This is a genomic window from Trueperaceae bacterium (assembly GCA_031581195.1).
Classification (GTDB): Bacteria; Deinococcota; Deinococci; order Deinococcales; family Trueperaceae; genus SLSQ01.
This window is the reverse complement of the sequence record JAVLCF010000002.1, coordinates 36,320-48,944: the sequence shown is the minus strand read 5'-3', so window position 1 is coordinate 48,944 and position 12,625 is coordinate 36,320. Positions and strand designations below refer to the sequence as shown.

At 74.5% G+C, this 12,625-nt stretch carries 12 protein-coding genes and 1 tRNA gene; 11 read left to right on the top strand and 2 right to left on the bottom strand.

The genetic code is table 11. The features are described from left to right. Positions 1-724 (bottom strand): Ig-like domain-containing protein (locus RI554_00570; protein MDR9390502.1); only part of this gene is annotated, 724 nt, incomplete at its 3' end. Between the two features lie 103 nt (positions 725-827). Here RI554_00570 and RI554_00565 point away from each other — a divergent pair. Together RI554_00565 and alr are read left to right on the top strand one after the other, a co-directional pair. Continuing rightward, positions 828-2,291, top strand: a complete 1,464-nt coding sequence (locus RI554_00565; GenBank protein MDR9390501.1) for an MFS transporter — start codon at positions 828-830, stop codon at positions 2,289-2,291. A gap of 40 nt (positions 2,292-2,331) precedes the next feature. Next, complete coding sequence (gene alr, locus RI554_00560) at positions 2,332-3,528, top strand: alanine racemase (GenBank protein MDR9390500.1); 1,197 nt, start codon at positions 2,332-2,334, stop codon at positions 3,526-3,528. Here the strand turns inward: alr and RI554_00555 are convergent. Continuing rightward, positions 3,474-4,925, bottom strand: a complete 1,452-nt coding sequence (locus RI554_00555) for a hemolysin family protein (protein ID MDR9390499.1) — start codon at positions 4,923-4,925, stop codon at positions 3,474-3,476. The two genes, alr and RI554_00555, sit on opposite strands and share 55 nt — an antisense overlap. Positions 4,926-5,157: 232 nt before the next feature. Here RI554_00555 and RI554_00550 point away from each other — a divergent pair, with 232 nt between their 5' ends. The 9 genes from RI554_00550 (at position 5,158) to RI554_00510 (ending at position 12,514) form a co-directional block, all read left to right on the top strand. Further along, entirely contained in the window at positions 5,158-5,760 is a 603-nt protein-coding gene (locus RI554_00550; GenBank protein ID MDR9390498.1) for a deoxynucleoside kinase, read from the top strand. Continuing rightward, complete coding sequence (locus RI554_00545; GenBank protein ID MDR9390497.1) at positions 5,760-6,386, top strand: deoxynucleoside kinase; 627 nt, start codon at positions 5,760-5,762, stop codon at positions 6,384-6,386. The genes RI554_00550 and RI554_00545 overlap by 1 nt, the downstream gene beginning before the upstream one ends. 2 nt (positions 6,387-6,388) lie before the next feature. Further along, positions 6,389-7,900, top strand: a complete 1,512-nt coding sequence (gene murE, locus RI554_00540; protein ID MDR9390496.1) for a UDP-N-acetylmuramyl-tripeptide synthetase — start codon at positions 6,389-6,391, stop codon at positions 7,898-7,900. Positions 7,901-7,945: 45 nt separating this feature from the next. After that, the gene (locus tag RI554_00535) at positions 7,946-9,238 is read left to right on the top strand and encodes a thymidine phosphorylase (GenBank protein ID MDR9390495.1); all 1,293 of its coding nucleotides are present in this window, start codon (positions 7,946-7,948) and stop codon (positions 9,236-9,238) included. After that, on the top strand, positions 9,235-10,095 hold the full coding sequence (locus RI554_00530) for a HesA/MoeB/ThiF family protein (protein ID MDR9390494.1): 861 nt from the start codon (positions 9,235-9,237) through the stop codon (positions 10,093-10,095). The genes RI554_00535 and RI554_00530 overlap by 4 nt, the downstream gene beginning before the upstream one ends. A 277-nt stretch (positions 10,096-10,372) precedes the next feature. Beyond that, positions 10,373-10,449 (top strand) — tRNA-Met (locus RI554_00525). A 74-nt stretch (positions 10,450-10,523) separates the two neighbouring features. Beyond that, positions 10,524-11,537, top strand: a complete 1,014-nt coding sequence (era, locus tag RI554_00520; protein ID MDR9390493.1) for a GTPase Era — start codon at positions 10,524-10,526, stop codon at positions 11,535-11,537. 2 nt (positions 11,538-11,539) lie between these two features. Continuing rightward, positions 11,540-11,893, top strand: coding sequence for a GIY-YIG nuclease family protein (locus RI554_00515; protein ID MDR9390492.1), 354 nt, complete (start codon positions 11,540-11,542; stop codon positions 11,891-11,893). A 114-nt stretch (positions 11,894-12,007) separates the two neighbouring features. Then, the gene (locus tag RI554_00510) at positions 12,008-12,514 is read left to right on the top strand and encodes a hypothetical protein (protein ID MDR9390491.1); all 507 of its coding nucleotides are present in this window, start codon (positions 12,008-12,010) and stop codon (positions 12,512-12,514) included. Positions 12,515-12,625: the final 111 nt, after the last annotated feature.

The window sequence follows — 12,625 nt, the reverse complement described above, 5'->3', positions numbered from 1 at the left end:
AGCGCGCGGCGGCCGTCCGCACGGCCCCGCGGGCCGCGTCGGCCTCGACGACGTGCAGCGTGTCGGTGATCCGTCGGACGCGCGTCCAGGGGGACGGCCGTGCGGTGACGTCGGTCGCGGCGGTCGGGGGCGAAGCGTAGCGGACCAGGACGCGGTCCACCGGTGCTTCGGCCGCCTCCGGGCAGGTCGGGCCGGTGGGCCCGACGGCGGCCCCGCCGGGGCCGGCGGACGCGTCCTGGGCCCGCCGCCCGTCGTCCTCGGGACGCGCGTTGGCGTTGCGCACGACCGCGACGGGGCCGTCGGGGGTGGTGCGGACGCCCACGTCGAACCGCATCGCCGGCCTCGCGTCGGGCGCCGCGACCCACGCCGGGTGGTCCGCGGCGGTGAGGACGTCGACGTCCACGTTCCGGCGTTCGTCGGGGAGGGCGGTGCTGGCGACCGTGATCCGGGTCGCGCCCGCCGCGACGCCGGTCACGGTGCCGTCGTCCGCGACCGCCGCAACGGCCGGATCGAGGCTCGTCCACGCCAGTCCGGGGTCGGCGGCGCCGTCGGCCGTGACGTCGACGTCGAGGGTCCTGCGTTCCTCCACGAGCAGCTGGACGTGGTCGGGTGCGTCGATGCGGACGTACCCACCCCGCCCGTCGCACCCGACGACCCCGAGCGCGAGCAGGACCGCGAGGGCGGAGCGCCCGAGATACGGTGCGGTACGTCGCACGGTTGGCACGACCGCACCGTACCACCACGTCGATTCGGAGTATCGGTACGCGCACGGGCGCTCGGCGTCGGACTTCACGGTGTCGGGCCGCCCGGCGTGCGACACTCCGGGGATGGAGTTGAACCCCGCCGCCCACGATCCGCGCCGCCGGGCGTGGATCCTGGCGGCGGCCTCGCTCGGCGCGTTCGTCGCGACGTTCACCGGGACCGCCGTCAACGTCGCGCTCCCCACCCTCGCCAAGGCGTTCGACGTGCCGTTCGCGGCGGTGCAGTGGGTGGTGCTCGCCTACCTCCTTACCACCGCCGCGCTGATGCCGATCGTCGGCCGGATCGCCGACATGGTCGGCAAACGCGTCGTGCTGCTCGTCGGCTTCGCGACGTACGCCGGCGCGACCCTCGCCGCCGGCCTCGCCCCCGACCTCGCGTGGCTGATCGCGTTCCGCCTCGTCAACGGCGTCGGCAGCGCGATCCTGACCAGCATCGGGCTGGCGATCGTGACCGACGTCTTCCCCGCCGCGCAGCGCGGCCGCGCGATCGGCATCAACGGCGCGGTGTTGTCGGTCGGGGTCGTCATCGGCCCGACCCTCGGGGGGTTCCTCGTCGACCTCGGGTGGCGCTTCGTGTTCCTCGCCGGCGCCCCCGTCGCGTTGGCGGGCCTCGTGCTGGCGGCGTTCGCGGTCCCGCCCTACCCTGCGGGCGCACGGCAACGCTTCGACCTGCCCGGCGCACTGCTGCTCAGCGCCCTGCTCGCCAGCGGGTCGTTGGCGTTGACGCTGGCGCCGGAGCGCGGCGCGCTCGACCCGTGGATCCTCGCCGCGACGCTGGGTGTCGTCGTCGGGCTCCCGCTCTTCCTCGCGTGGGAGCGCCGCACCGCACAACCGGTGCTGGACCTCGCGCTCTTCCGCAACGCGGAGCTCACGATGGGCCTCGTCATCGCGCTCGGCGTGTTCGTGTCGATCGCCGGCACGATCTTCGTCATGCCGTTCTACCTCGAGGACGTCCTCGGGCTCGCGCCGCGGAACGTGGGGCTGTTGATGTCGGTCACCCCGATCCTGTTGGTGATCGTTGCGCCGCTCGCCGGCACCCTCGCCGACCGGTTCGGGGCGCGCCGCGTCACGGTCGCCGGCCTCGCGTTCGCCTTCGTCGGCTTCTCCCTCGTCGCGACCCTCGACGCGGACACGACCGCGTTGGGCTTCGTCCTGCGGTTCACGTTCGTCGGGCTGGGGATGGCGACCTTCCAAACCCCGAACAACACCGCCATCATGGGCTCCGCCCCGGACGGGCGGTCGGGCGTCACGGGGGCGTTGCTGGGCTTGACGCGAGCGTTCGGGCAGTCGGGCGGCATCGCCGTGCTCGGGACCTTCTGGGCGGCGCGCGTCGTCGCGCGCGCCGGCGGGGAGGCGGACACCGCGACGTCCGCCGTCCTGACGACCGCCCGCGTCGGCGCGGTGCACGACGTGATGCACGTCGTGCAGGTCCTCGTCGCCGCCTCGCTCGCCATCGCCGTGTGGGACCTCTGGCGCCGCTCCGCGCGACGGACCGGCGCGCCGGGCGTCACCCCCGCCGCGCACGACTGAGCGCCGGCCAGACGCGCTCCGGGAGCGGTAGGCTCGGGCCATGAGCCACCCCGACCCGCTCGACGCCGCCGCGCCGGTCGCCACGATCGACCTCGACGCGATCGCCGCGAACGCGGGCCGCCTCCGGGCGCGCCTCGAGGGAGGCACCGAGCTGCTCGCGGCGGTCAAGGCGGACGCGTACGCGCACGGGCTCGTGCCCGTCGCTCGCACCCTCGAGGGGGCGGGCGTCGGCTGGTTCGGGGTCGCGACGCCGCACGAGGCGCGCGCCTTGCGCGACGCCGGCGTCACCGGCCGCATCCTCCTCTTCGGACCGCTCCCCGAGACGGTCCTGGCGTCGCTGCTTCCGCGCGGCGTCGACCTGAGCGTCGCGACGACCGCGGACGTCGCCGCCGCCGCCCGGGCCGCCGCCCCCCTCCGGGCGGCCGGCGACCTTCCCCACGACGTGCCCCTCCACGTCGCGGTCGACACCGGCATGGGCCGCATCGGGCGCGGCCCCCACGACGCCGCCGCCGTCGCGCGCGCCGTCGCCGACGCGCCCGGCGTCCGCCTCGAGGGGGTGTGGACGCACTTCGCCCGCGCGGACGAGGCGGACCGGACCGCGACCCACGTGCAGCACGCGCAGTTCGAGGCGACGCTCGCGGCGGTGGCGGCCGACGGCCTCACGCCCCCCCTCCGCCACGCGGCGAACAGCGCCGCGACGCTCGCGCACCCCGCGACGCATCACGACCTCGTCCGGCCCGGGATCGCCGTCTACGGGCACGCCCCCAGTCCCGACCTGGCCGACGCCGCCGCGGACCTCACGCCCGCCCTGACGCTCGACGCGCCCGTCACGTTCGTCAAGGACGTCGCGGCCGGCACCGCCATCAGTTACGGGCACGCCTGGACCGCGCCGCGCGCGACGCGCATCGCGACCGTCCGGCTCGGGTACGCCGACGGCTACCCGCGCGGCGCGTCGAACCTCGGCGACGCCGCCCTCCCCGGCGGGGACGCCCCCGCCCGGGTCGTGGGGCGCGTCTGCATGGATCAACTGATGCTCGACGTCGGCGACGCGGACCTCGCGCCCGGCGACCGCGTCACGCTGCTCGCCGGGTCCGGGCCGGCGGACGCCGCGCGGCTCGCGGCGCGGCTCGGCACGATCCCCTACGAACTGCTCGCGCGGATCGGGCCGCGGGTGGTGCGCCGCTACCGCGGGGGGACGTCGGACGCGTCGGGGTCGAGCGACGCGACGCCCCCCTGAACGGAGGGCGCGACGTCGGACGTCGCGCCCTCCGCCGCGCCGTCGTCCGCCCCGTCGTCCAGGTCGTGCGGGAACGGCGTCCGGTGCAGCGTCACCCGGACGCGACTGACGCGACGTTCGTCCCCCTCGACGACCTCGAAGTCGGCGCCGTCGTGCGCCAGTCGGTCGCCGACCTGCGGGATCGAGCCGTACCGCGCGATCAGGAACCCGGCGAGGGTGTCGTACTCGCCCTCGTCCTCGAACACCAGCTGCAGCGCCTCCCCGACCTCCTCGAGGTTCGTGGTGCCCTGCACCAGGTACGTCCCGTCCCCCTGCCCCACGACGTCGGCGGCCTCCACCTCGTCGCTCTCGTCGTAGATCTCGCCGGTGATCTCCTCGATGACGTCCTCGAGCGTCACGAGGCCCGCCGTCCCCCCGAACTCGTCGACGACGACCGCGAGGTGCACCTTGCGCTGGCGCATGTCGCGCAGCAGGTTCAGGACCGACAGGGTCTCCGGCACGTACTGCGGGGGCCCCATCAGGTCCGCGACCGTGAGGCGCGCCAACGCCTCGGGCCGCCCGAGGTAGGGCAGCAGGTCCCGCGCGAGGACGATGCCGCGCATCTCGTCGATCGTCTCCTCGTACACCGGAAGGCGGCTGTAGCCGTGCTCGGTCACCAACGCCAACAGGTCCTCGAGCGGCGCGTCGGCGGCGACCGCCACGACGTCGACGCGGGGCGTCATGACCTCGCGCACCACGGTCTCCTCGAGATCGATGATCCCCTTGATCATCCGTTCCTCCTGCGCCTCGATGACGCCGGACTCCTCGGCGCTGCGGAGCATGAGGCGCAGTTCGTTCTCCGTAATCAACGGCGACGAGGCCGGCTCCAGCCGGACGCTGCGCAGCAGCAGCGTCGTGATCCACGTGAAGAAGCGCCCCACGGGGTACAGCACGACCGAGAGGACGTACACGGGACGGATCACGACGCGACTGAAGCCCACGGCGTTGTGGACCGCCAACGACTTCGGCGTGATCTCCCCGAAGATCAACACCAGGAACGTCATGAGGCCGGTGGCGTAGCCCACCGCGAGGGACTCCGCGAAGCCGACCTGGCGCGAGAGCTGGATCGACATCTGCGTCACGAGCGCGGTCGCTCCGATGTTCACCAGGTTGTTGCCGATCAACAGCGTCGTGATGAAGCGCGTCGGTTGCCGCTCGAGCAGGCCGAACACCCCGGTCGGGTCGAGGCCCTCCTCGCGCAACTGCCGGATCTTCCACGCCCCGAGCGCCGTCAGCGCCGTCTCCGAACCCGACATCAGGCCGGAGAGCGCCAGGAGCACCACCAACAGCGCCACCTGCCACGCCTGCACGCCCGTCTCGGGCGCGGCGGGCACCTGCGCCCACGCGACCAGCGGCACGCCGACGAGCAGGGCGACGCCCCACGCGACGAGGCCCGGACGCGCCGTACGCGTCCGACCGGCACCTGACGATCCGGAGGTGGGGGGGTGGGGGCTGCGCGGCGACCTTCGCGGGCGCCGCGGTCGACTGGGAGGCGAGTCTTCGTCCATGCCTGAGCGGATGCTAGCACGCGCGGTCGCCGGCGCGGTGCTCGGGGGTCGCTGCGGTATTCTCGTGGACCGGAGGACGGCCGTGGCCACCATCGCGATCGAAGGCCCCATCGGGGTCGGCAAGACCAGCCTGACGCACCTCCTCGCCGAACGCCTCGGCGCGCGGGTCGTGCTCGAGGTCGTCGAGGAGAACCCGTTCCTCGCGCGCTTCTACGAGGACCCCGACCGCTGGGCGTTCAACGTCCAGACCTTCTTTCTGCTGTCGCGCTTCCGCCAGTCGCAGGAGCAGGCGCAGGGCGACCTGTTCGCGGCGCACACCGTCGCGGACTACCTGTTCGACAAGGACCGCATCTTCGCCTCGTTGAACCTGCGCGGCGACGAGTGGGCGCTGTACGAGAGCCTCTACGCGTCGCTGCGACCCCGCCTCACGCCGCCCGACGTCGTCGTGCACCTCCGCGCCGACCCGGAGCTGCTGTTGCGCCGCATCGCGAAGCGCGGCCGTCCGTTCGAGACCCACATCGAGGCGGACTACCTCCGCCGGCTCGCCGCGGCGTACGACGCCTTCTTCGAGCACTACCCCCACCCGGTCGTCACGATCCCCGCCGCCGACGTGGACTTCGTCGGCTCCCGCGACGACCGCGAGGCGGTCCTCGCGGCCGTGCTCGCGCCGCTGAAGGCGGCCTGATGTACGTCGCGATCGCCGGGAACGTCGGCGTCGGCAAATCCACCCTCACGACCCGCCTCGCGGAGCGCTACGGCCTCGAACCGATCTTCGAGGCGGTCGACGACAACCCGTACCTGAGCGACTTCTACGCCGACATGCCGCGCTGGGCGTTTCACTCGCAGACCTTCTTCCTCGCCGAACGCCTCCGCCAGCACCTGCGCCAGGTGAACCCGGGGGAACGGGTCGTGCAGGACCGCACCATCTACGAGGACGCCGACGTCTTCGCGCGGGCGTTGTGGACGCGGGGCGTGATGGACGCGCGCGATTGGGCGGCCTACCGCCGCCTCTACGACGCGATCGCCGCGACGTTGCGCCCCCCGGACCTGCTGGTCTACCTCCGCGCGTCGCTCCCGACCCTGCAGGCCCGCATCGCCCGCCGCGGACGCGGCTACGAACGCGACATCGACGCGGACTACCTCGCGACGTTGAATACGCTGTACGACGCCTTCGCCGTCGGCTTCGGCGGCGCCCGCGTCGTCACCATCGACGCCGACGCCCTCGACTTCGTCGGGCGCGAGGCGGACTTCGAAGCGCTCTGCGCCGACCTCGAGCGGCACGGCCTGACGCCGCCGGTGATGCGGGGGTAGGGGTGCGCCTCCGCGACCTCCTCCACCGCGCCGGGCTGGGCGGCGACCCGTCGGCGTTCCCCGACGCCGTCGTGACGGCGGTGACGCAGGACGCCGCCCGGGTGACGCCCGGCGCGATCTTCGTCGCGCGGCGGGGCGCCCGCTTCGACGGGCACGCCTTCGTGCCCGACGCCGTCGCCGCCGGCGCGACGCTGGTCGTCGGGGAGCGCGACGTCCCCCCCACGGACGCGTTGGCGGGCGTGCCGTACCTCCGCGTCGACGACGCGCGCGGCGCCGTCGCCCACCTCGCGGCGACGCTGCACGGCCACCCCTCGCGCCGGACGCGGGTGATCGGCGTGACCGGCACCGACGGCAAGACCACGACGTCGGCGCTCGCCTGGTGGCTGCTGCAGGGCCCCGCCGGCGCCGCCCCGCCGGGCGGCGACGCGGCGCTGTTGTCCACCGCCCTCGTGCGCCTCGGGCACGACGCGCCCGGCCCGCCCGGCGGGTTCACGACGCCCGAAGCGAACGAAGTGCAGGCGTTCCTCGCCGCCGCCGTCGACGCCGGCGCGCGCCACGTCGTGCTGGAGTCCAGCTCGCACGGGCTGGCGCAACGGCGCCTCGACGCCGTCGCGTACGCCCTCGCGATCTGGACGAACCTCACGCCGGAGCACCTCGACTTCCACGGGTCGTTCGAGGCGTACCGCGACGCGAAGGGCGTCCTGATCGCGCGCGCGGCGCACGCGATCCTGTGTCGCGACGACGCGACGTACGACGTCTACGCCGCCCTCCCCACCCCCTCGACCAGCTACGGGGCCGACCCCCGCGCCGACTGGCGCCTCCTCGCCGCCGACCCCGCCCCCGGCGGCCAGACGGTGCGCCTCGCCGCGCCCGACGGCCGCGAGCACGCCGGGGTCCTCCCCCTCCCCGGCCGCCACAACGCCCTGAACGCCGTCGCGGCGGTCGCCGCCGCCGCGCACGAGGGCGTCCCCGCCGACGTCGCCGTCGCCCGCCTCGCGTCGTTCCCCGGCATCCCCGGCCGCATGCAGGTCGTGGCGTCCGACCCGTTCGCCCTCGTCGTGGATTTCGCGCACACGCCCCCCGCGCTCGCCGCGGCGCTCGCGACCGTCCGGCCGATGGCCGGCCCCGGGGGGCGCGTGCGGGTCGTGATCGGGGCGGCGGGCGAACGCGACCCCGGGAAGCGCGCGCCGCTCGGGGAGGCGGCGGTCCGGCACGCCGACGTCGCCTACTTCACCGAGGAGGACGCGCGGGGGGAGGACGTCGACGCGATCCTGGCCGCCCTCGCCGACGGCGCGCGCGCCGCGGGTGGCGCGGCGGGCGACGCCTACCACCTTCACCCCGACCGGCGCGACGCGATCCGGGCCGCCGTCGCCGACGCCGCCCCGGGCGACGTGGTGCTGCTCGCCGGGAAGGGCCCCGAAGCGACCCTCGAGCGGGCCGACGGTCCCCACCCGTGGGACGAGGCGGCGGAGGCCCGCGCGGCGTGGGCGGCGCTCGCGTCGCCGCCGTCGTGACCGGACGGGCGGGCCCCCATGGGGCGCGTTGGCTACAGTGAGCGCATGAACCTGCCCGCCTTCATCGCCGAGAAACGCGACGGGCACGCCCATGACGACGCGGACCTCGAAGCGTTCGTGCGGGGCGTCGCCGACGGCACCGTGCCCGACGAACAGGCGGCCGCCTGGTTGATGGCGGTCGTGTTCCGCGGCCTCACGGATCGCGAGACGGGGGTCCTGACCGAAGCGATGGCGGACAGCGGCGCGCGGCTGGACCTGAGCGACCTGCCGCACACCGCCGACAAGCACTCCACCGGCGGCGTGGGGGACAAGACGACGCTCGTGCTCGCGCCGCTCCTCGCGACGCTCGGCGCGACGGTCGCGAAGGCGTCGGGACGCGGCCTCGGGCATACCGGCGGCACGATCGACAAGCTCGAAGCGATCCCCGGCTACCGCGCGGCCCTCGACGAGGCGGCGTTCCGCGCGCAAGCGCGGGAGGTCGGGGTCGTGGTGGCGGGCCAGTCGGCCTCCATGGCTCCCGCCGACGGCGTCCTGTACGCCCTGCGGGACGCGACCGCCACGGTCGCGTCCCCGCCCCTGATCGCCGCGAGCGTCATGAGCAAGAAGCTGGCGGGGGGCGCCGCCTCGATCGTGCTGGACGTCAAGGTGGGGCGGGGGGCGTTCATGAAGGACCTGGAGGCCGGTCGCGACCTGGCGCGCCGCATGCGGGCGATCGGCGTGCACGCCGGCCGCAACGTCGCGGTCGTCCTCTCGGGCATGGAGCAACCGCTCGGCCGGACGGTCGGGAACGCCCTCGAGGTGCGCGAAGCGATCGAGACGCTCGAGGGGGGCGGCCCCCCGGACCTGCGCGAGCTCGTCCTCGTGCTGGCTCGCGAGGTGCTGGCCGCGTCCGGCCTCCCGGCCGACCCCGCCACCGTCGCCGCCCCGCTGGATGACGGACGCGCCCGCGCGACGTTCGACCGCTGGATCGCGGCGCAGGGCGGCGACCTGGCGCACCCCGACGCGTTGGCGCTCGCGCCGGACGCCGTGACGCTGGAGGCCGACACGGACGGCGTCGTCGCGGAGCTCGACGCCCTCGCCGTCGGTCGCGCCGTCCGGGCGCTCGGGGGCGGCCGCGCGACGAAGGGGGACGCCGTCGACCTGGGGGTCGGCGTGACGCTCGCGGCGAAGGTCGGCGATCCGGTGTCGGCCGGCGCGCCGCTCCTCACGATCCATCACCGGGACGGGCGCGGCCTCGACGCGGCCCGGACGGCGTTGACGGCCGCCGTCCGCATCGCGGACGCCGCGCAGGCGCCCCCCCTGATCCACGAGGTCCTCCCCGCGGGGGACGCACCGTGAGTCGCGCGACGCACGCGAGTTTCGGTTCCGAGCGCCGCGAGCGCTTCGCTCGGCACCTGGTCCTCCCCGAGCTCGGGCCGGAGGGACAGGCCGCCCTCGCCGAGGCGCGCATCCTCGTCGTCGGCCTGGGCGGACTCGGGGCGCCGGTCACGGCCTACCTGGCGGGCAGCGGCCTGGCGGGCCTCACGTTGGTCGACGGTGGCGAGGTTCGCCGCGCGGACCTGCACCGCCAGATCCTGTACCGAGAGGCGGATCTCGGCGCGCCGAAGGTCGACGTGGCCGCCGCCCGCGCCCGGGAGGTCGACGGCGCGCTGCACGTGACGCCGCACGCCACCACCTTCGGGCCCGACACCGGGCGTGACCTCGTGCGGGGGCACGACGTCGTCATCGACGCGACCGACAACCCGGCCACGCGCTACCTGGTGTCCGACGCCTGCGTCCTCGAGGACGTGCCGCTGGTGTTCGGCTCGGTCTCGCGCCTCGAGGGACAGGTCGCGCGCCTGGTGCGCGACCGCAGCGAGCACGGCGCGGACTGGCGACGCGCCCCCTGCTACCGGTGCCTCCACCCGACGGCACCCCCCCCCGACTCGATCCCCTCCTGCGCGGAGGCCGGCGTCGCCGGCCCCGCCGCCGGCGTCATCGGGTCCTGGATGGCGCTCGAGGCGCTCCGCCTCGCCGCCGGCACCGTCCCCGCCGCCCCCGAGGGCCTCCTCCATCTCGACCTGGGGACCTGGACGACGCAACGCATCCGCATCGGCCCGCAACCCGGGTGCGCCATCTGCGGCACCTCCCCCACGATCGACGCCCTTCACCTCGACGCGCAGGCCTGCCTGGCCGGCGACGGCTACCCCGGCTGACGACGCCCCGACGCCGCCGCACGTCACCCCGCCGCTCGATCGACGTCGGGATGCCGCGGTCTCCGTCACTGAGCGGCACCGGAACCGCTGGCTCCGTCGCGTCCGTTCCCGTGAGCGGAGCGCCACCTTGGAGCCCGTGCGGTTTCGTGTGGCCTCCGCCTCCCATCGTTCATGCAGGACCCGCGCGCCACGGAACCCCACGTGTCCCAAACGTCCTGAACCCATACATGACGTTGACCTGACCGGACGCGAGGGTGTAGACTTCTCTTTGCACCGCCGCGGGGTGGAGCAGTCTGGTAGCTCGTCGGGCTCATAACCCGAAGGTCACAGGTTCAAATCCTGTCCCCGCAACCAACCGCCGATGGGGCCCCGCGAGGGGCCCCTTCGCATGGCGCGAGGCCGAGCGGTGGTGCGGACGGGAGGACGTCGTGCGCGACGGACCTGACGAGGGCGCACCGCGCCCCGACACGAACGACCCCACCGAGAGACCGGCCCCCGACGCGGGGACGCCCGAGGCGCCCGAGGGCCCCGAGACCCCGACGCACGCCGGGTTCGTGGCGATCCTCGGGAAACCGAACGTCGGCAAGTCGACGTTGTTGAACACGATGCTCGGCGTGAAGGTCGCCCCGATCAGCGCGAAACCGCAAACGACGCGGCGGGGCGTGCGCGGCATCTGGACCGACGTCGACGCCCGCCGCCAACTCGTGTTCGTCGACACCCCCGGCCTGCATTCGGGGCGGACCGAGTTGGACCAGTTCATGACCCGCGAGATCCGCGGGGCGGTGGCCGACGTCGAGGTGATCCTGTGGGTCGTCGACCTGCGCCGTCCGCCCGGTGACGAGGACCGCGCCGTCGCCCGCCTCCTGGACGGACTCGATCCCGACACGCCGGTGTTCCTGGTCGGCAACAAGCTCGACGCAGCGAAGTACCCCGAGGAGGCGATGGACCTCTACGCCGACCTGGGCCGGACGCCGGCCCGTCGCTACGCGCTGTCGGCGCAACGCGACCCCGCGGCGGTGTACGCGTTGCGCGAGGACCTGCTGGACCTGATGCCGGAGGGCCCCTACTTCTTTCCCGACACGATCCGCAGCGACCAGACCCGCGAACAGTGGGCGGGGGAACTCATCCGCGAGAGCGCGCTGACGCACCTCCGGCAGGAGCTGCCGTACGGCGTGGCGGTCGAGGTGCGCGAATGGGTGGACGCCGACCCGGAGGCGGGCGACCCGCTGGTGATCCAGGCGGACGTGTGGGTGGAGAAGTCCCAGCACCGCCGGATCGTCATCGGGCACGGCGGCCGCATGATCAAGGAGATCGGGCGCACCGCTCGCAAACAGCTCGAGACCTTCCTCGACGAGCAGGTGTTCCTGGACCTCGAGGTGGTCGTGCGGCCCGACTGGCGGATGGATCCCGAGGCGCTCCGCGACCTCGGCTACCGGAGCTGACGGTGCCGCTGTTCGCGCGGTGGCGGCCGCTCGCCACGCTCCCCGCCCGCCGCGGGCGCGACGCCCAACCGGGCGTGTACGAGTTGGCCGACGACGCGAAACGCACGATCTACGTCGGGCAGTCCGGGCGGGACGTTCCGAACCGCATCCGTCAGCACCTGGCGGCCGGCGGTTGCGTCGCGGACCGCGCCGCCTACTGGCGCACGACGTACAGCGCGACCCCGAAGGCGGACGAAGCGGAGGCGCTCGCGGCGTACGCCGAACGCCACGGCGGGCTGCCCCCCTGCAACCGCGCGACGCAGGTCGTGCGGAGCGCCGACCGGCGCCTCGCCGAACGCCTCCGTAGCGACGATTGACGGCCGCGACGTGCGGCGTATCGCACGTTCCCTGCGGCCGCGCGCGTGCTACCGTTTTCCTCGGTTGAGGCGCGCACCGTGCGCGCCTCCGATCCTGCCCACTTGGAGGGACTCATGCGTACGACTTTTCTGACCGTTCTTTCCGCCCTCGTCCTCACCGGCGGCGCGGCCTTCGCCCAGAGCGCCTGGGTCGGCGCGAGCGCCGGCGCGCCCGGCGCCCACGCCCACGTCGGCGTGTCCGACGTCGGCATCGAAGGGCTCGGCGTCCGCGCGAACCTCGGCTACGCGTACGTCAGCCCCACCGGCTTCGAGCTCGGGGCGGACCTGATCTACGCCGCGCCGGTCGACACCGGCGACGTTCCCGCCACGCTGTACGTGGGCGGCGGCGCCTCGACGATCTTCGACACGAAGTTCGCCATCCACGGTCTCGCCGGTGCGGAGATCCTGCTGGCGGACCTCGGCCTCGACCTGGGCGGCAACGACGTCGGCGTGTTCTTCGAGGGCGGCCCGAGCTACGGCCTCGAGGTGTACGAAGGCTCCAGCGCCGACGACGAAGACGACCCCAGCACCGGCTTCGGCTTCCTCGGTCGCGTCGGGGTGAACTACCACTTCGACTTCTGAGGCTCGGCGCGCTTCGCGCGCCGACCCTGCGTCGACGGCCGGCCCTGCGGGGCCGGCCGTCGTCGTGAGCCCTGCACGCGTGCGGCGCGCCGCGCGGCTGCCGTTCCGTGG